This is a genomic window from Gemmatimonadaceae bacterium (assembly GCA_019752115.1).
Lineage (GTDB): Bacteria > Gemmatimonadota > Gemmatimonadetes > Gemmatimonadales > Gemmatimonadaceae > Gemmatimonas.
This window is the reverse complement of the sequence record JAIEMN010000032.1, coordinates 136,611-155,301: the sequence shown is the minus strand read 5'-3', so window position 1 is coordinate 155,301 and position 18,691 is coordinate 136,611. Positions and strand designations below refer to the sequence as shown.

Here is an 18,691-nt window from a genome sequence, read left to right as displayed (position 1 = left end):
CGGGTGCGGAGCGACCACGGTGCGCCGCCCCACAGCGTCCCGACCTCGGTGGCCGCGGTGTCGGCGCCGGCGGCCGCCAGGGCGCCAGCGCCGGCGAGGGCGGCCCAGGGTGCCCACTCCGGGTGGATCAGCGCTGCGGCCGCACCGGCGGCATACACCCCGCCGTTGGCGAGGACCTGGCCGGCATCGCGCGTGTCGCCCTTCTCCACGATGTCCCCGGTCCGGGCCTGCTTGGCCGCGCGGCCCGCCCGCGAGAGCAGGGAGGCGGCCACGAACCACCCCACCAGAAAGGCGCCCCACGGCCAGCCGGCCGCCATCGCGATGGTGCCGGTGACCATCGCCGCCACCGCCCCCGTCGTGGACAGCGCCCCCGCTCGGCGGGCCGCGACGGCAATGATCGTGGCGGTACTTGCCGCCAGCAGCAGGGACAGGAGGGGCGAACTCGCGGCGATGCGCACCCGCGCCGATCAGCCGGCGCGGAGCCGTTCGACCCGTTCGCGCAGCGCGTCGCTGGCGCGCTCCTCGGCGCGTGACGCGACCCGCGTCGCCAGCAGGCGCAGCCGCTGCTTCTGGGCCCGCAGCTGCTGCGCGAGCACGCGGCAGGGCGGGCACAGGACCAGATGGTCGATGATCTGACTGGGGCCGAACGCGGTGCGCACCGATCCGCTGTGCGCGACATCGACCCCCGCGTCGGCCACGAGTTCGTCGTCGACGTAGGCGTCGAGCCGCTCACGCACCGCGGCGCACGCGGCAGATGGCAGGGAGCTCTCGAGGCGGACAGAATGGTCCATCGGCAGGACACGCTGGCGCAATCGGCCCGCCAACGCAAGGCGTGCGCGCCACGAAAATCGGCCAGAATGTTCCCCCGTGTCCGCTTGAAGGCGTGACCGGGAACACGTTAGCTTCGCTCCGCTGTGTCCATCACCACTGACGGCCGGTTCGCCCGCGCCACGCCCCCTGCCGATTTCCAGCTTGCCCTCTCCGGGCGGCCCGTTGATGCCAGGCTGCCGCTGGCCCTGCTCGAGGCGGTCAAGGCGATCGACACTCCTGCGGCTGAGCTCGATGCCGATTTCGTGCATGAGCTCCGTAACAAGCGGCTCGGCCTGAGCGAAACCGTCCTGCAGCAGATCCGCCGCTACGCCGACGCGGTGCGGGCCCGTCAGCGCATTGGCTACGACGAAGTGCTGGCTCTGGCCCGGCTGATCGGCCGCCGGCCCGATGCCGACCTCGCGTTCCGTGAAGCCGGCCGCCGCTGGGCCCGGGCCCTGATCGACGGCGTGAGCGGCGTGCGCCGCGGCGCGGCCCGCACCCTGCCGTCGCTCATGGCGCGACCCATCGCGCTCAGCGTGCTCAAGGGGCTCGCGCGTCGCCATCTCGACGGCACGCTCGTGCGGCAGGGGAGCACGCTGCTGCTCGAGGTCGCGGCGCCCGTGTCGGCCGACTCCGGCCCGCGGGGCGTGGGGTGCGGCTTGTACGAAGCGGCCTTCCGCGAGGCGCTCCAGCAGCTGGCCGATGCCGACGGCGCCGTTGAGCACGTGATGTGCCGCGCGCGCGGTGATGCGCGCTGTCAGTGGCGCACGGACTGGCGACGCCGCTGACCACGTCGCTGATTGTCTGAACGCCGCGCGCCATCGTGCGCGCGCGCGGCGAGCGGTGCCCACCCTTCGATGCTTCCCCGATGCTGACGCCCGAGATGCTGCCGCGCCTGCAGCAGCTGCTCACCGCCGCCGATCTCGACGGCTGGCTGCTGTACGATTTCCGTGGGACGAATGCGATCGCCGCCGGCCTCCTCGGCTTTGAAGGACTCTGCTCCCGTCGCGTCTTTGCGCTGATTCCGCGCGAAGGGCTGCCGATCGGCATTCAGCACGCGATCGAGCCCGGTCCGTGGGCCAGGTGGCCCAAGGCGTGGCCGCTGCGCGTGTACAGCGGCTGGCGCGCCCTCGAGGCCGAAGTGGCGTCGCTCGTCGCGGGCAAGCGCGTCGCGATGGAGTACTCGCCGGGCGATGCGATCCCGTATCTGGATCGCGTGCCGGCCGGTGTGCTCGAGATGGTGCGCGCGGCGGGCGCGACGGTCGTGACGTCGGGCGACCTGGTCTCGCAGGTGTACGCCACGTGGACACCGGCCCAGCGCGCCTCGCACGAGCGCGCGGCGGCGCACATCGCGGCCATTGCGCGCGACACGATCGATCATGCCGGCGCGATGGTGGCCGCCGGCACGCCGGCCGCCGAGCATGAACTGCAGGCGCGCATTCTCGCCGCGTTCGCGCGTGCCGGTCTCGAGACGGATCATGGCCCCGATGTCGCGGCCTCGGAGAATGCGGCGAACCCGCATTACGCGCCGTCGGCCGACACCCCACGGCTGGTGCAGCGGGGCGATGTCCTGCTCGTCGATCTCTGGGCCAAGGAACCGAACGGCGTCTACGCCGATCAGACGTGGATGGGCTCCCTCGGCACACCCAGCGATCACGTGGTGCAGGTGTGGGAAGCGGTCCGTGATGCGCGCGACGCGGCGCTCACGTTGCTGCGTGATCGGATCGCTGCTGGCCAGCTTGTGCGCGGCGGTGAAGCCGACGACGCCGCCCGCGCGGTGATCGAGGCGCGCGGCTTCGGGCCGCACTTCTGGCATCGCACGGGCCACAGCATCGACAGCCGCGAACTGCACGGGAGCGGCCCGCAGATCGACAACCTCGAGTCGCGCGATGACCGGGTGCTGATTCCCGGCGTCGGTTTCTCCATCGAGCCCGGTGTGTATCTGCCGGGGCAGTTTGGCGTGCGCAGTGAAGTGAACGCGTTCGTGGGCGACGACGCCCTGCTGGTGACGCCCGGCGTGGCGCAGCGCGATCTCTTCATCGTGTGATGCGGCATCGGTTCACCCTTCTTGGTGTGGCCTGGCTGGCCGCCTGCGGCGAGCGGGCGCCATCGGGGGCGCCGGCAAGCGGGCGTATCGCCGAAGCCGTCGTCCCGGCGAATGGCGGCGAGAGTGCCGGCACGCTGGCGGAGACGCTGACGAACGCGCTGACGGAGCGCCGCACGGTTACGGCGGGACAGCCGCTCAAGCCGTACGGCAATGTGGACGCGCGCGGCCTCGCGCGTGCCGCGGGCGGCGCCGACGGGCGGCGCTATGTCGAGCGACCGGCGGCGGTCCCGGGCGTGATCGTGGGACTCGTGAAGGGCGGCTCGCCGCGCGACACGAGCATCGCGCCCACACACGATCTGTCGGTGTGCAAGCCGTTCACCGAGGCCCAGGTGCCAAGCAAACAGGGCGGGGTTGGCAACGCCGTCGTGTGGCTTGAAGGGATTGCCGAAGGGCCCAAGGACGATGCGCCGCGCCGGGTGAAGCTCACGCTCGACGGCTGCCACCTCGAACCGCGCGTGCAGCGCGTCGCGGCGGGCGGCACGGTCCTCGTGAACAGCCGCGACGCGATGATGTCCCGCCTGCAGTTCGTCGCGGCCGGTGAGACGGTGAGCCGGGCGACCATTCTGCTCACCGACGCCGGACAGATCGTTCCGACGAGCGACGTGACGATGCCCCCCGCGCTCGTCGAAGTGCGCGACGATCGTCACCCGTGGGTGCGCGGCTGGCTCGCCGTGGCGCCGCATCCGTTCGTCGCCATCACGCAGGCCGATGGCCAGTTCCGCTTCGACAACGTGCCCCCCGGCAAGTACACGCTGGTGGTGTGGCAGGAGAAGCTCGGCGCGCGGAAGACGACGGTGCGGGTGGAGGCGGGAGTGCAGGCGAGGGTGGAAGTCACGTACTGAACCCACGACAACCCGCAACCCACGACAACCCAGAACCCACAACCAAAAACCCGAAACCCTGAACTGATCAGTTCAGGGTTTCGGGTTTTTGGTCGTGGGTTCTGGGTTGGGCTATGCCCCGATCGCGTACAACCGCGCGTACACCCCATCCTCCCGCCCCAGCAGCTCCTCGTGCGTCCCTTCCTCCGCGATCGCGCCCTGATCCATCACGATCACGCGGTCGGCGCGGCGCACGGTGCTCAGGCGGTGGGCGATGATGAGGGTGGTGCGCCCCTCGAGGAGCTCTTCGAGCGCCTCCTCGACGTAGCGCTCGCTTTCGGTGTCGAGGCTGGAGGTGGCTTCGTCGAGAATCACCACGGCCGGGTTCTTGAGGAACACGCGGGCGAGGGCGATGCGCTGGCGCTGGCCGCCGGAGAGTTTGACGCCGCGCTCGCCGACGCGCGTGGCGAGCCCGTCGGGGAGGCGTTCGATGAACTCCCACGCGTGGGCGGCGCGGGCGGCCGCTTTCACGTCGGCGTCGCTCGCGGACGGGCGCGCGTAGGCGATGTTCTCGCGGAGTGTGCCGCTGAAGAGCACCGGCTCCTGCGGCACCACCCCGATCGCGCCGCGCAGATCGTCGAAGCGCAGGTGACGCACATCGACGCCATCGAGCGTGATGCACCCCGCAGTGACATCCCAGAAACGCGGGAGCAGGCTGGCGAGCGTGGTCTTGCCGGCGCCGGAGCGCCCCACGAGCGCCACCACTTCGCCAGGCGCGACGTGGAGCGAGACGCCGCGTACGACCTCGGGCTGATCGTCCTGATACCGGAAGCTCACCGCGTCGAACGACACGGCACCGCGCACCGGGGTAGCCAGTGCACGTGGTTGCGCCGGCTCACGCACGGTGGCTTCGGCGTCGAGCAGCTCGAACACGCGCGTGGCGGCGCCGGCGGCTTCCTGCACGTTGCCGAAGAGGGTGGCCATGGAGCCCACGGCACCGGCCACGAACAGGGCGTAGAAGAGGAAGGCCACGAGCGTGCCGGCGGTGAGCTTGCCGGCGAGCACCTGCGCGCCACCCTGCCAGAGCACGGCGGCCACCGCGCCAAACGCCACGAAGCCGACCACACTGAAGAACAGTGCCCGCGTGCGCGCGCGCAGCACGGCAATGCGCACAAGGTCCGCGAGGAGCGCCGAGAAACGTCGCGTTTCTTCGGCTTCGCGCGTGAAGCTCTGCACGGTGCGGATGGCCCCGAAGGCTTCGTCGGCCATCCCCATCGCTTCGGCGATGCGATCCTGCACCGTGGTGCTCGCGCGGCGCAGCGACTTGCCGAACACCAGCGCGGCCCCTACCACCACCGGGACAATCGCCAGGGTGGTCAGCGTGAGCCGCGTATTCGTCACGAAGAGCATGAGTACGCCGCCGATCAGGAAGAGCAGCTGGCGCGAGAACTCGGAGATCCACGTGCTGAGCAGATTCTGCAGCACGGCCAGATCGCTGCTCAGCCGGCTCGTGAGCTCGCCGGTGCGGCGCTCGGTGAAGAAGCCGGGCGAGAGGCGGATGAGGTGCGCGAACGTCTGCTCGCGCAGCGTGGCGATGACGCGTTCGGTGGAACTCGAGAGCAGGTAGACCTGCCCGAAGTTCGCGAGCCCCTGCACGGCAAACACGCCCACGAGCAGGAGCGCGAGCCGGTCGAGGGCGCGCGCGTCCTTGAGTTCGAACGCCGCATCGAGGAGTGCGCGCAGCACCGCCGGGAAGACGAGGCCGGCGGCCGCGGCGAGCACCAGAAACACAAACGCCACCGCGAGGCGGGTGGCGTAGGGCCGCACGAGCGGCCCAAGGCGAACGAGGACCCGCGTTGACGCGAGCCCGCGGCTCACCGCGTCACCGCCCGGTCCACGGCCATCGCGACGAACAGCAGCGCGAGATAGAGCAGGGAGTACTTGTAGACCCACCACGCCGGCGCCGTCCACGGCTGGCCGGCGCGCGCGGCCCACAGCACCTTGAGCACGCCCCACATCAGCAACCCGCCGAAGACGAGCGCGCTGATCAGATACACGAGCCCGAACGCGCCATACAGCACCGGCGCGATGGTCAGCGCGATCAGGATGACCGTGTACCACACCATCTGGTGCATCGTTTCGCGTTCGCCCCAGACGAGCGGCGCCATGGGGACCCGCGCGCGGCCGTAATCGACCTGCTTGAGCAGCGCGAGCGCCCAGAAGTGCGGCGGCGTCCAGTAGAACACGATGAGGAACAGGATCAGCGCCGTGAGGTCGAGCGAGCCCGTCACCGCCGCCCACCCCACCAGCGGCGGAAACGCGCCGGCGGCGCCGCCGATCACGATGTTGTGCGGCGACGTGCGCTTGAGCCAGCGCGTGTAGATGAAGACGTAGAAGTAGAAGCCCGCGAGCGCGAGGCCGGCAGTGAGCACGTTCACGAAGTGCGCGAGCATCCACGTGGCGAGCGTCGCGCACGCCACGCCGAACGCCAGCACCTGAATGGGCCACATGCGCCCGCTCGGGATCGGCCGCAGGCGCGTGCGCGCCATGACGTCATCGATGTCCCGGTCGAGATACATGTTCACGGCGTTCGCGCCGCCGGCCATGAGGTAGCCGCCGATCATCACCAACAGCACGGTCACCCAGCTCGGGCTGCCGGCGGCGTACATCGGCGCCGCCGTCGTCACCAGCAGCAGCGAGATGATGCGCGGCTTGGTGAGCGAAACCAGATCGCGGGAAAGCGGGGTGTCCTGCGCGGCTGGTGGGGTCGGGGCCACGACGCCGCTCATGTGGCGGCAGAGACCGCGGGGCGACCCATCGGGGCCGTGCCCGTCACCTGCGCGCCCACCGTGCTGCGCCCGCTCGCGATCCGCGCGAGGTAGGCCATGCTGAACGTCGTCACCCAGATCAGGATGCCCGTGGCCTGGTGCAGCGAGCGCACCACGCCGGGGAAGCCGCCGGTCACCATCCACGCGGCCCACACGACCTGCAGCACACCCAGCGCGAGCCCGAGCCACGCGGCCTTGAGTACGGGCGAGGCTTCTCCGCGCTTGCGGAAGACCATGGGCAGCGAGATGAGATGCAGCACGAGCGCGTACGCGAGCAACCGGTGCGTGAGCTGCACATGCTGCGCGCCGCCCGCGATGGAGCCTTCGCCGCAGAGCGGGAAGCCGGCGCACGCGACCGCCGCGCCTTCCACCTTGGCCGTGAGGCCGCCCATGAGCACCACGATCAGCGCGAGGCCCGCGGCCGCGGTCGCGCCGCCCACCGCTTTGGGCGTGCCCTTCGCCACCACCGCAGCGGCGCCACCGAGCCCACCCGCGCGAATCGCCGCCGTGGCGAGCACGCCGAGCAGCGAGGCCGCGAGCAGCTTGTGCACCACCGTGGCCCATGCCGGGTTGCCGGTGAAGACCGTCACCGCGCCAAAGATCGCCGGCGCAAACCAGAGCGCGAGCGCGAGCCGCGCGGCGTTCCACACGCCACCCGACGCGCCCACCGCCGGCACTTTGCGATGCGAGAACGCCGTCGCCACCAGCGCGGCAATGCTCACGAAGAGCGCGAGCGCGAGATAGCGATGCGTGACCTCGATGATGAGGTCGATCCGCTCGAAGGGCGGAATCCAGTAGCCGTAGCACTTCGGCCAGTTGTCGCCGCATCCCATGCCGGAGCCGGAGATGCGCACGATGGCGCCGAAGATGATGTGCACCAGCGACACGCCGAGCGCGGCATACGCCGCACGACGCACCGCAACGGGAGCAGCAGACGAAGACATGGCAGGGGCAGAACGAAAGGGCGGATTCAGCGCACGATCAGCGCGACATCAGGCGCCATGTCCCCACGAACGTCGCAACCAGTCCGGCAATGGGCAGCAACGCCCACGCCACTTCCATCCAATGTCGGGGCGCGGGCACACCGTCCCGCGGCGCATTCGGTGATGCACCGGAGGGATCGGCGTTGAACAACCCGCGCACGATGTAGAGTTGCGCGATGACACAGGCGATCACGAGCCCCCAGAAGAGGGGCGTGCTCAGCATCGCGGGAAGTGGGGCAGACTGGGGAGGCATGGCCCCCGAAAACTAGAGAGGTGCGAGGCGAAATGGGGAACCCGGTTCCGGAGATTCTTGGCGGTCCCCCGTGCAGAGTGGAGCGCCACGTACTAGCATAGCCCCCATGGCCTCCGCCCCTGACTCGCCTCCTGCGGCCAGCTCGTCTGGCCAGCCCACGGAACTGCCGCGGACCCTCGGCCTCTGGAGCGCGATTGCCGTGCTCGTGGGGACGACGATCGGGTCCGGTATTTTCCGCTCGCCTGCCGGCATTGCCGACAAGCTCCCCGGTCCGCTGCCGATTCTGCTCGTCTGGACGATGGGTGGGCTCTTCTCGCTCTGCGGCGCGCTCACGCTCGCGGAACTGGCCGGCGCGCTGCCGCGCACCGGTGGCTACTTCGTCTACATCCGCGAAGCGTGGGGGCGGTTGCCGGCATTCCTGTACGGCTGGTCCGAACTCACCCTGATTCGTGCCGCGGCGCTGGGCGGCATTGCCACCACCTTTGCGCAGTATGCGCTGCGCGGGCTGGGCTTCGATCCGGCGGTGCAACCGTACGACACGTACGCCCACTGGCTCGCGGCGGCCACGATCGGCGCCATCGCGGTGATCAACGTGGTGGGGGTGAAGTGGGGGGCGCTCATTCAGAACACCACGACGCTCGCCAAGTACGGCGGGCTCGTGATCATTGTCATCCTCGCGCTCGCCATCGGACTGCCCAAGACCGGCGGGCACTATACGCCGGCCGTCCCCGCCGGGAGCATCTCGGTGAGTGCCTTCGGCCTGGCCCTCGTCTCGGTCCTCTGGGCCTACGACGGCTGGGGGGACCTGACCAAGGTGTCGGGCGAGGTGGCCAATCCGCGCAAGAACCTGCCGCGGGCGCTGGTGCTGGGGACGCTCGCCATCATCCTCATCTATGTCCTGGCCAACGTGGCCTATCTGGCCGTGTTGCCCGTCGAGGAGATGCGGAAGGCGCCGCTGGTGGCGGCGAATGTCGCCGAACGCCTGATCGGCCCGGTGGGCGTGACGCTGGTGTCGATCACGGTGCTCCTCTCGACCTTCGGCAGCGTGAACGGCTCGATGCTCACCGGCGGGCGGATCTTCTTTGCCATGGCCGACGACGGGCTCTTCTTCAAGAGCGTGGCCAAGGTGCACCCCACCTTCAAAACGCCGTACGTGGCGGTGATGGTGAACGCGAGCCTGGGGATCGTGTTCGTACTCCTCCGGACCTTTGAGCAGCTGGCGGACATCTTTGTGACCGCATCGCTGGTGTTCTACGTGCTCAGCATCGGCGCCATCTTCGTGTTACGTCGGCGCCCCGATTGGAACCCGCCGGTCCGGACTCCGCTTTACCCCGTGGTCCCCGTGCTCTTCGTGGCCGCCGTCCTCTTCCTGCTGGTGAACGCGCTCATGGATCCCGCCCAGCGGGTGCCGACGCTGCAGGTGTTTGGGGTGATTCTCGCCGGCGTCCCGTTGTATTTTCTGACAGTTGGAAAGCGCACCCGCCAATAGTCACGTAGTACGTTGGCACTATAGGAGCGCACGTCCGGACCGCTGTACATTTCCACGTCTGTTTTTGTGACAGACTTCACGGTTCGTGTCCGGACCCGCGGGGACAGTCGGTGTGTAACGGCTGGGTTGCAGAGCTCCCTCAGGCACTGCAGCGCTTGAGTCTCCTCGATATCCATGACGGACGCGATCGCCGGATCGGCAGTCTCTACCTCGTGGGTTCAGGAGAACACCAGGAATGCGTCATCTATGGCGGAAGGCAGCGCTGCTGGCAGCGCTGGCAGTCAGCGCCATGCAGGGGGCCCAGGCTCAGGGCGTCACCTCCGGCTCCATCGTGGGCAAGGTGACGGGGCCGAACGGACCCATCGTCGGGGCCCGCGTGGTCGCGGTGCATGAGCCCTCGGGCACCCGCTACGAAGTCCTCAGCCGCGCCGAAGGGCGATTCACGATGCCCGCGGTCCGCGTCGGCGGTCCCTACACGGTCACTGGCCGAGCGCTCGGCTTCGAGGCCAATACGCAGTCGGGCCTCGAGGTGACACTCGGTACCTCCACCGACGTGACCCTCGAACTCAAGAACGCGGTCGTGCAGCTCTCGGGCGTGCAGGTGACCGCCACCGGCGGCGCCCTCTCGTCGCGCACGACCGGCGCCACCACGACGATCACGTCGCAGCAGATCCAGGCGTTCCCGACCATCGGCCGTACCCTCAACGACTTCGTGCGTCTGACGCCGCAGTCGGGCCGCTCCGGCTCCTTCGCCGGCATGGACAACCGCCTGAACAACATCACGCTCGACGGCTCCTACTACAACAACTCGTTCGGCCTCGGCTCCTCGCCGGGTGTGCGCACGGGTGTCTCGCCGATCCCGATCGACGCCATCGAGCAGCTGCAGGTCAACGTGGCGCCGTATGACGTGCGCCAGGGCAACTTTGTCGGCGCCGGCGTCAACGCCGTGACCAAGTCCGGTACGAACGAGTTCAAGGGCGGCTTCTACTATACGTGGCGCCATCAGGGGCTCGTCGGCGACAGCTCGGCTGGCCTCTTTGTGAGCCGCGGGACGTTCAAGTTCAGCCAGCCGGGCGGCTACATCAGCGGCCCGCTCATCAAGAACAAGCTGTTCTTCTTTGCCGACTACGAAAGCGATGAGTTGACGCAGCCCGGCAACACCTGGTTCACGAACAGCGGCTCGCAGCCGCTCGTCGGCAACCAGACGCGCGTCCTCGACAGCGACATGCAGACGCTGCAGCAGTTCCTGAAGGAGAAGTTCAACTACGACACCGGTCCGTATCAGGGCTGGAACCTCGCGGTCCCGTCGAGTCGCGTGATCAGCAAGATCGACTGGAACGTGAACAACAACAACAAGTTCAGCTTCCGCTACAGCCGCCTCCGCTCGCAGTCGGACCAGCCGATCTCCAACTCGAACGCGCTGGGCTTCGGGAATCGCCGCGACAACAATCAGTCGATGAGCTTCCAGAACTCCGGCTACGCGATCATGGAGAACAGTGACTCGTACATCGGCGAACTGAACTCCCAGTTGGGCAATGGTCGGTTCTCGAACCAGATCATCGGCGGCTACACGAGCAATGTCGAAGACCGCAAGTACAAGCTCAACAGCCTGTTCCCGCTCGTCGACATTCTGAACAACGGCACCAACTACATCTCGTTCGGCTTCGAGCCGTTCACGCCGAACAACCAGCTGCAGTACAAGACGTGGCAGCTGCAGGACAACTTCACGGCGTATCTGGGCCAGCACGAGCTCACGGCCGGTGTCACGTTCCAGAAGTACAACTCGAACAACGTCTTCTTCCCGGGTGCGCAGGGGGCCTACATCTACAACTCGCTGGCGGATTTCTACGCCGACGCGAATGGCTACCTGAGCAACCCGAACCGCACCACGGCGCCGGTGACGCTTAACCGGTACCAGGTGCGCTACAACAACATCCCGGGGAACACCGAGCCGGTGCAGCCGCTGCAGGTGATGACGTACGGGGCCTACCTGCAGGATGAATGGCGTCCGTCACGCACCCTCAAGGTCAACATCGGCGCGCGCTTCGACCTGCCCGTGTTCAGCAACACGGCGTACAACAACCCGCTCGCGAACAAGCTGGCGTTCATCAACCGCGAGGGGCGCTACCAGTTCTACAACACGGGCAAGATGCCCAACGCGAACATCCTGATCTCGCCGCGCGTCGGCTTCAATTGGGATGTGAGCGGTGACCGCAGCCTGATCCTGCGTGGCGGTACCGGTGTGTTCTCGGGCACGCCGCCGTACGTCTGGGTCTCGAACCAGGTCGGCAATACCGGGGTGCTCACCGGCTTCGACCAGCTGTCGAACACCTCGCTCCGCCCGTTCACCCCGAACGTCGATGCCTACAAGCCGACGTCGGTGACCGGCGCGCCGGCCGCGTCGTACGAGCTCAACGTGACGGCGCCCGGCTACACGTTCGCCCAGCAGTGGCGCACGACGTTGGGCATCGACCGCAAGCTGCCGTGGGGCTTCATCGCCACGCTGGAAGGCATCTATGGTCGCGAGCTGAATGGTCCGTACTACATCAACGCGAACCTGCCGCTCGCCCAGACCAACTTCAACGGCCCGGATCGCCGCATGCGGTGGACCAGCAACCGCATCAACAGCAACGTCACGGCGAACTACGTCATCGACAACGCGACGAACGGCTACAACTACAACCTCGCGGCGTCCATCTCGAAGACGTTCGCGAATGGCCTCGTCGCCAAGACGGCGTACTCGTACGGTATCGCCCGCAACTCGTATGACCCGGGCTCGACGGCCGCCACGAACTGGACGGCCAACGGCACGCCGAACGATCCGAACAACCCGGGCCTCGGCTACTCGGACTACACGCCGGGCAAGCGCTTCTTCCTGGCCCTGTCGTACCGTCATGAGTACTTCAAGATGGGCGCGACGACGATCGGTCTCTTCACGCAGGCCCAGACGCTTGGCGTGGCGAGCTACGTCTTCTCGGCCGACGCCAACGGCGACGGCGCGGCGGCCAACGACCTGATCTATGTGCCAAAGGATCAGTCGGAGATGCGCTTCCAGCAGTACTGCGTGAACGCGTCGGGCACGGTGCTCAGCAACTGCGCCACCGCCGTGAAGACCTTCACGGCGGCCGATCAGGCGGCGGCCTGGGATGCCTACATCGCGCAGGACAAGTACCTCAAGACCCGCCGCGGCCAGTACGCGCAGCGCAACGGGCTCTTCCTCCCCGTCAACTTCCGCACCGACCTGGGCATCACCCAGGAGCTGTTCCGGAACGTCGCGGGCCAGAAGAACACGATCTCGATGCGCCTCGACATCCTGAACGTGGACAACCTGATCAACAAGAACTGGGGCTCGGGCTGGCGCGTGACCTCGACGTCGCCGCTGATCCCGCTGGGCGCCGATGCGAACGGGGCGCTGACCTACCGGCTCCGCAACCTCGGCACCGATCTGCTGAACAAGACCTTCCAGCACACCGCCGGCGTGAATACCGGCGATACCTGGCGCATGCAGCTCGGCCTCCGGTACACGTTCAACTGATCCCCGTGTGATCGGTTCGGCTCTCCTTCGGGAGAGCCGGCGAGGGTCATCCGCCCGGCTCCGGCCGGCGGGTGACCCTCGCGGCGTTCCGGGCTGTTGGGAGGGACAGGATGCTTGGCGGGACCGTGACCGACCTTTCCTTGAATCGCTCACCCTGCCGGCCTAGCTTTTCGCTGCTCCCGACGACGGCCGTCCCTTTCGATCCGTCCGGGAGTGATCCTCCTCCCTCATACGGATTTCACGCTATGCGCATGATGCGTTGGCTGAGCGCGGCCCTCGCCGCCCTGAGCCTTTCGGCACTGCCAGCCTCCCGGGCCTTCGCCCAGGGCAACACGACCGGCGCTATCGCCGGCCTTGTTACCGACTCCAAGAAGGGTCCGGTTGGCGCAGCCGTCATTGAAGTTCGCAACGTCGCCAACGGCGGCCGCGCGTCCGGTACGACCCGCGAGAATGGCCGCTACTACATCACGAATCTCGAAGTCGGCATCTATACGGTGACGGTGCGCCGCCTCGGCTTTGCGCCGGAGACGCGTGAGAACATCGTGGTCAGCCTGACGCAGGCCGCGGCGGTGGACTTCCAGCTCAAGGAAGCCGCCGTGCAGCTGCAGGCGCTCACCACGCGCGCGGCGGCGGCGGCGGCGGAGTTCGCGCCGACCCGTCAGGGTGCCCAGACCGTCGTGTCGGATACCCTGGTTCGTCGCCTCCCGACGCTCAACCGCGACGTGACCGACCTTGCCCGCATGAACCCGCAGGTGAACGTCAACGCCAATGGCAACATCTCGGCGGCCGGTCAGAACAACCGCTTCAACAACATCCAGATCGACGGCGTCTCGCTCGCGAACCGCTTCGGTCTTGGCGCGTCGCCGACGGTGGGCGCCCAGGTCAACGGTCGCGCGCTTCCGCTCGACGCCATCAAGGAATTCCAGGTCCTCATTTCGCCGTACGACGTGCGCCAGGGCAACTTCACCGGCGCCCTCGTAAACGCGGTGACGCAGTCGGGCACGAACAGCTGGAAGGGCTCGGCGTTCGTGACGTATCGCGACCAGCAGATGGCGCGCGACACGAGCTTCCTGCGCACGCGGCCGTTCACGCGTCGCCAGCTCGGCGCCTCGTTCGGCGGCCCGATCCTCAAGGACAAGCTCCGCTTCTTCGCCACGGTCGAGACGAGCCAGAACCTCAACCCGGTCGCCGGCCCGTACTTCGATCCGTCGCTCGCGAACGGCATCGCCAACAGCACCTCGGCGACGGCTCGTATCACGCAGGCGCAGGTCGACTCCTTCACGACCAAGCTCTCGAGCTACGGCATTGCGGCCGGCAGCCCCGGGCTCGTGTCGGTGGAGAACCCGCTGCTCAACACCTTCGCCCGTCTCGACTGGCAGGTGAGCGGCAACACCCGCGTGGTGCTCCGCAACATCTACAATGACCAGCAGCAGGACGATTTCTCGCGCTCGCTCGGGACGTTCAACTTCACGTCGAACCAGTTCCGTCGCACGGAGAAGTCGAATCAGACGGTGATGCAGGTGTTCTCGAACTTCGCCAACGGGTTCTCGAACGAGTTCACGGCCGGTGCCACGCGCACGCGCTTCAAGCGCAACCCGAGCGTGATTGCCCCGCAGATCCTCGTCCAGAACATCGGCGGCACGGGCTCGGGCGTCGGCTTCCGCGCCGGGACCGAGAACAGCTCGCAGGGCAACCAGCTGAACGAAGATCTGTACGAGATCGCGAACAACTTCACCATGCCGCTCGGCAACCACATCGTGGCCATCGGCACGCGCAACGAGATCTACAAGGCGTACAACGCCTTCCTCCAGAACTCGTACGGCAACTACACCTTCAACACCCTCGCCGACTTCGTTGCCGGCCGCCAGGCGGCCAGCTTCAGCGGCTCGGGCGGTCTGGGTGGTGATGTGGCGGCCAACTTCACGGCCGGCCAGTTCGCGGTGTATGCGCAGGACCAGTGGCGCGTGACGCCGCGCTTCACGACGACCTACGGCATCCGTTTCGACGCGCCGTACTTCTTCGACAAGCCGTCGTCGTCGCCGGCCGTGGTCCGTGACTTCGGCATCAACACGTCGGAGCTGCCGAGCGGTAAGTGGCAGATCTCGCCGCGTATCGGTTTCAACTGGGACGTCACGGGTGATCAGACGAACCAGCTCCGCGGTGGTGTCGGTCTCTTCCAGGGCATCCCGGCGTACGTCTGGATGTCGAACCAGTACCAGAACACGGGCGTTGGCCTCGCGCAGATCACCTGCGGCGGCGGCGTGTCGGCCACGAACGGCACGGCCCCGGCGTTCACGCCGACGCCGGTGGCGCCGCGTGGCTGCGGTCTCCGCACCAACGGCTCGGCCGGTCGCTCGCTCGACGACGGCACGTTCCTCGGCACGGTGAACGTGGCCGATCCGAACCTCAAGTTCCCGCAGCTGCTCCGCGCCACGTTGGGCTACGACCGCAAGCTGCCGGGCGACGTGGTCGCGACGTTCGAAGGCCTGTACTCGCGCAGTATCAACAACTTCTTCTACAACAACATCAACATCCCGCAGACGGGTCGCATCGACGCCCAGGGCCGCACGGTCTTCGCCAACTTCCCGGCGACCGGCATCCCGACGGTGGCGCCGCTCTTCCCGGTCTACGGCTCGAACGTGATCCAGCTGTCGAACCAGTCCAAGGACTACTCGTACAGCGGCACGGGCCAGCTGCGGAAGCGCTTCAGCCGGGCGTTTGAAGGCGCCCTCGCCTACACGTACAGCCGCGCCTTCTCGGTCACCGACCTCACGTCGTCGGTGGCGCTCTCGAACTGGCAGTTCGGCCGCGTGTACTCGGGTGTTCAGACGAACAAGGACCTCGGCCCGAGCATCTTCGACCAGCCGCACCGCATCCTCTTCAACGGCACCTACACGGCGCCGTGGAAGAAGAACCAGACGTCGGTGACGATGTACTTCAACCGGCAGTCGGGCACGCCGTTCACATACGTGTACGGCGGCAACGCGGGCCGTGGCGACATGAATGGCGACGGCTCGAACGCGAACGACCCGATCTACATCCCGACGGGCCCGAGCGATCCGAAGCAGCCGTTCCAGAACACCACGATCGCCGGTGTGGCCTACACGGCGGCGCAGCAGGCGGCGGCGCTCGACAAGTTCATCGCCGACTACCCCTGCCTGGCCAACCAGCGTGGCCAGCTCATGAAGCGCAACAGCTGCCGCAACCCGATGTTCGATCGCGTCGACCTGACGATCGAGCAGCAGCTGCCGCAGATCCGCGGCGAGCGGTTCACCGCGCGCGTCGAGATCTTCAACTTCGCCAACTTCCTGAACAGCAAGTGGGGCCAGTTCCGCTCGGCGACGGGCAACGCGAACCTCACGCTCATGCAGGTTCAGGCGATGAGCAGCACCGACGCCGCGACGCAGGTCCCGGTCGCGACCTTCGACCCGGGCTTCATCCGGTTCTTTGGTGGGGCGAGCGCGAGTCAGTTCTATCAGATTCAGACGTCGCTGCGAGTGTCGTTCTGAGCTGACAGCGGTTGTTGAAAGGATTGGGGCGGCGCCGGTGGCGCCGCCCCTTTCTTTTTGGGTGAACCCCTGAGAGCTCAGGGGGGAGGACGCCAGGGGGTTGGGGTCAGGACTGCGGGGGCTGCGAGGCTCGGTGCAGGTGGTGTGCTCGCAGGGCGAAGAGCATGCGGCGGAGTTGGCTACTCTCCTCTAGCAGTGGATCTATCGTACCGACCGTCGGCGATAGGGCCTTGATGATTCGCAGATGCGTGTCGCACTCATTGAGGCTGCCGATGGCGATGCCAAGATGTCGTGCGCAGACCTGATCCGAGGGTTGGCCGACGCCTTCGGAGATGTTTGCCGGTACGGCACACGCCGCGCGGGACAGTTGCGACGCCATACCCGGTGCCTCACGCGCGCGAACGCGCCGCGTGAGCCGCGTGCAACGCACCGCGAAGTCGATCGCGCGGCGGTACACCATGAGATTGTTGGGATCTTGCATTCCCCAACATGCGAACGAAGGCGAAGCCGAGTCTCACCAATTGCACGCGCATTGTGCCAATTCCACGCAGTCCTGACCCCCACCCCCTGACATCCTCCCCCCTGAGCTCTCAGGGGTTCACCAAATGAAAGGGCGGCGCTTTCAGCGCCGCCCCATCCTTTCTCAAAAGATCTTCAAGTTTATGTACTTCCGAGGATTCCTCTTGATATCCGCCGCCAACGAATCCAACCGTATCAACAGCGTATCCACTCTCGCGTATACCGCCGGATCATTCATCAGCTTCCCAGCGGTGCCGGTGCCGTTCGAGAGCTTGTCGGTCAGCCCCTGAACTTTCGTATTCGTCGCCCGCAATTCCGTCGCGAGCTTTTCGAACGACGCTGACGTCGCGCGGAGGTTCACGATCGTCGAGTCCACCTTCGACGAGTCCACGCTCGAGAGCGTCTTGCGCACCTGCTGCTGCGTCATCGTCAGCTGCTTCGACTGCTCAGCGGTGACGGCGGAGAGCTGGGCAACGAGCTTGGTGAGATCGTTGAGCGTCTTGCGGACTTCCTTAATTCCACCGCTGTCCACGAACTGCCCGCGGGCTTCGCTGGTCAGGGCGCGGACGTTCACCGCGATCGAGTCGCCCTTCTCGAGCAGGGCGGTCATGCCGGGCGCGCCGGCACCGGTGTTGACGGTGTCGCCGGCGGGGATGAAGCCGGTGGCGCCCTTGATCGGGGTGAGCGCGACCAGCTGGTCGCCGAAGATGCCGTTCGGTTCGACCGACGCCGAGGTGCCCGCCGGGATCTTGTATTGCTGCTGCACCTGCAGCTTCACCGCGATCGTGCCGTCGGGAATCAGTTCGACCTGATCCACGAAGCCGACCTGCACGCCGGCGAGGAGCACCGGCTGCCCCTGCTTGAGGCCGGCGCCCCACGGGAAGCGGGCATAGAGCGGATAGCCGCGCGCGAGGCCGCCGCGGGCGATCCAGATCGTGCCGCCAAGGGCGAGGACGACCGCCACCAGCAGCAGCAGGCCCACCAGCAGTTCGTCGCGTCGAGTTCTAGACATAGGGGAGAGGAAGCGGGGGAGGCGCTCAGGCCTGAATGAAGGGCGCGAGGACCGCCGCCACGATGGCGTCCAGCACGAGAATCGACACCGAGGCGATTACCACCGCGAGCGCCGTCGAACGACCCACCCCTTCGGCACCGGCCTCGGTCACGTACCCCTCATAGGAGCACACGAACGCAATCGCCGCGCCAAAGAGCGTGGACTTGATGAGCGAGTAAATCACCTGAAAGGCCGCGAACGACAGCCGCAGGCCACTGAGAAAGTCGGCGGTGCGGACGTCGGTGGCCGTCACGAGAATCGCCCACGCCGAAAAGATGGCCGTGGCGTTGGCGAGGATCGTGAGCGTCGGCAGCATGATCACGCCCGCGATGAACCGGGGCAGGGCGAGATAGGCGACCGGATCGAAGCTCAGTGTTTCCAGCGCATCGATCTGTTCGGTCACCCGCATCGTCCCGATCTCGGCGGTCATGCGGGCCCCCACGCGCCCGGTGAGCACGAGGGCGGTCAGTAGCGGTCCGAGCTCGAGGACGATGGACTGGCGCGTGATGAGGCCGACCACCGACAGCTGCACGCCCGGGAAGAGCTGGTAGCGCGTCTGGAAGGCGGTCACGCCCCCCAGAAAGGCCGCCACGATGACCGCGAGCGGGACCGAGTCCACGCCGATGTTCTTCATCTGCCGGATCGTTTCCGGCAGCCAGGTCCCCGGGTCGCGCAGTCCGCGCACGATATCGCGCGCGAAATAGCCGCGCTTGCCGAGCGCGCGCAGAATGCCACCAGTCCGCCGCTCGGCGAGGCGGAGCACCATATCCATACCGAGCATCAGCG

15 protein-coding genes are annotated in these 18,691 nt (G+C 67.4%); 6 read left to right on the top strand and 9 right to left on the bottom strand.

The genetic code is table 11. The features are described 5' to 3' along the window. Both K2R93_16175 and K2R93_16170 read right to left on the bottom strand, forming a co-directional pair. The coding region (locus K2R93_16175) for a DUF92 domain-containing protein (protein MBY0491382.1) at positions 1-458 on the bottom strand (458 nt) is incomplete at its 3' end. A 9-nt stretch (positions 459-467) separates the two neighbouring features. Then, a complete protein-coding gene (locus K2R93_16170; GenBank protein MBY0491381.1) occupies positions 468-791 on the bottom strand; it encodes a hypothetical protein in 324 nt (107 codons plus the stop codon). Between the two features lie 123 nt (positions 792-914). Between K2R93_16170 and K2R93_16165 the strand changes: the two genes are divergently transcribed. From K2R93_16165 to K2R93_16155, 3 genes are all read left to right on the top strand, one after another. After that, positions 915-1,598 carry a hypothetical protein gene (locus K2R93_16165; protein MBY0491380.1) on the top strand — a complete coding sequence of 228 codons (684 nt, stop codon included), beginning with the start codon at positions 915-917 and terminating at the stop codon, positions 1,596-1,598. A gap of 80 nt (positions 1,599-1,678) precedes the next feature. Beyond that, entirely contained in the window at positions 1,679-2,857 is a 1,179-nt protein-coding gene (locus K2R93_16160; GenBank protein ID MBY0491379.1) for a M24 family metallopeptidase, read from the top strand. Further along, positions 2,854-3,759, top strand: coding sequence for a carboxypeptidase-like regulatory domain-containing protein (locus K2R93_16155; protein ID MBY0491378.1), 906 nt, complete (start codon positions 2,854-2,856; stop codon positions 3,757-3,759). Before K2R93_16160 ends, K2R93_16155 begins: the two co-directional genes overlap by 4 nt. Positions 3,760-3,870: 111 nt before the next feature. Here the strand turns inward: K2R93_16155 and K2R93_16150 are convergent, their stop codons facing one another. The 4 genes from K2R93_16150 to K2R93_16135 are packed head-to-tail and all read right to left on the bottom strand — an operon-like array spanning position 3,871 to position 7,772. After that, positions 3,871-5,565, bottom strand: a complete 1,695-nt coding sequence (locus K2R93_16150; GenBank protein ID MBY0491377.1) for an ATP-binding cassette domain-containing protein — start codon at positions 5,563-5,565, stop codon at positions 3,871-3,873. A 47-nt stretch (positions 5,566-5,612) separates the two neighbouring features. Further along, positions 5,613-6,527, bottom strand: coding sequence for a heme o synthase (locus K2R93_16145; GenBank protein MBY0491376.1), 915 nt, complete (start codon positions 6,525-6,527; stop codon positions 5,613-5,615). Further along, positions 6,524-7,510 (bottom strand): COX15/CtaA family protein, encoded by a 987-nt coding sequence (locus K2R93_16140; protein MBY0491375.1) that lies wholly within the window; start codon positions 7,508-7,510, stop codon positions 6,524-6,526. The genes K2R93_16145 and K2R93_16140 overlap by 4 nt, the downstream gene beginning before the upstream one ends. A gap of 37 nt (positions 7,511-7,547) precedes the next feature. Next, a complete protein-coding gene (locus K2R93_16135) occupies positions 7,548-7,772 on the bottom strand; it encodes a hypothetical protein (protein MBY0491374.1) in 225 nt (74 codons plus the stop codon). 136 nt (positions 7,773-7,908) lie between these two features. On the opposite strand from K2R93_16135, the gene K2R93_16130 reads away from it, so the two are divergent. From K2R93_16130 to K2R93_16120, 3 genes are all read left to right on the top strand, one after another. Next, the gene (locus K2R93_16130; GenBank protein MBY0491373.1) at positions 7,909-9,291 is read left to right on the top strand and encodes an amino acid permease; all 1,383 of its coding nucleotides are present in this window, start codon (positions 7,909-7,911) and stop codon (positions 9,289-9,291) included. Positions 9,292-9,526: 235 nt separating this feature from the next. Further along, positions 9,527-12,826 (top strand): carboxypeptidase regulatory-like domain-containing protein, encoded by a 3,300-nt coding sequence (locus K2R93_16125; GenBank protein ID MBY0491372.1) that lies wholly within the window; start codon positions 9,527-9,529, stop codon positions 12,824-12,826. Between the two features lie 251 nt (positions 12,827-13,077). After that, positions 13,078-16,335, top strand: a complete 3,258-nt coding sequence (locus tag K2R93_16120) for a carboxypeptidase regulatory-like domain-containing protein (protein MBY0491371.1) — start codon at positions 13,078-13,080, stop codon at positions 16,333-16,335. A 106-nt stretch (positions 16,336-16,441) separates the two neighbouring features. Here K2R93_16120 and K2R93_16115 read toward each other — a convergent pair whose 3' ends face one another. From K2R93_16115 to K2R93_16105, 3 genes are all read right to left on the bottom strand, one after another. Next, positions 16,442-16,816: a four helix bundle protein gene (locus tag K2R93_16115; protein MBY0491370.1), complete on the bottom strand. Its 375-nt coding sequence runs from the start codon at positions 16,814-16,816 to the stop codon at positions 16,442-16,444. Between the two features lie 162 nt (positions 16,817-16,978). Continuing rightward, complete coding sequence (locus K2R93_16110) at positions 16,979-17,866, bottom strand: MlaD family protein (GenBank protein MBY0491369.1); 888 nt, start codon at positions 17,864-17,866, stop codon at positions 16,979-16,981. 25 nt (positions 17,867-17,891) lie between these two features. Continuing rightward, positions 17,892-18,686, bottom strand: coding sequence for an ABC transporter permease (locus tag K2R93_16105; GenBank protein MBY0491368.1), 795 nt, complete (start codon positions 18,684-18,686; stop codon positions 17,892-17,894). Between the last annotated feature and the right edge of the window lie 5 nt (positions 18,687-18,691).

Coding starts and splice junctions, on each gene's coding strand:
- K2R93_16170 (MBY0491381.1), bottom strand. CDS start 791: ATGGACCATTCTGTCCGCCTCGAGAGCTCCCTGCCATCTGCCGCGTGC.
- K2R93_16160 (MBY0491379.1), top strand. CDS start 1,679: ATGCTGACGCCCGAGATGCTGCCGCGCCTGCAGCAGCTGCTCACCGCC.
- K2R93_16145 (MBY0491376.1), bottom strand. CDS start 6,527: ATGAGCGGCGTCGTGGCCCCGACCCCACCAGCCGCGCAGGACACCCCG.
- K2R93_16140 (MBY0491375.1), bottom strand. CDS start 7,510: ATGTCTTCGTCTGCTGCTCCCGTTGCGGTGCGTCGTGCGGCGTATGCC.
- K2R93_16135 (MBY0491374.1), bottom strand. CDS start 7,772: ATGCTGAGCACGCCCCTCTTCTGGGGGCTCGTGATCGCCTGTGTCATC.
- K2R93_16130 (MBY0491373.1), top strand. CDS start 7,909: ATGGCCTCCGCCCCTGACTCGCCTCCTGCGGCCAGCTCGTCTGGCCAG.
- K2R93_16125 (MBY0491372.1), top strand. CDS start 9,527: ATGCGTCATCTATGGCGGAAGGCAGCGCTGCTGGCAGCGCTGGCAGTC.
- K2R93_16120 (MBY0491371.1), top strand. CDS start 13,078: ATGATGCGTTGGCTGAGCGCGGCCCTCGCCGCCCTGAGCCTTTCGGCA.
- K2R93_16115 (MBY0491370.1), bottom strand. CDS start 16,816: ATGCAAGATCCCAACAATCTCATGGTGTACCGCCGCGCGATCGACTTC.
- K2R93_16110 (MBY0491369.1), bottom strand. CDS start 17,866: ATGTCTAGAACTCGACGCGACGAACTGCTGGTGGGCCTGCTGCTGCTG.
- K2R93_16105 (MBY0491368.1), bottom strand. CDS start 18,686: ATGCTCGGTATGGATATGGTGCTCCGCCTCGCCGAGCGGCGGACTGGT.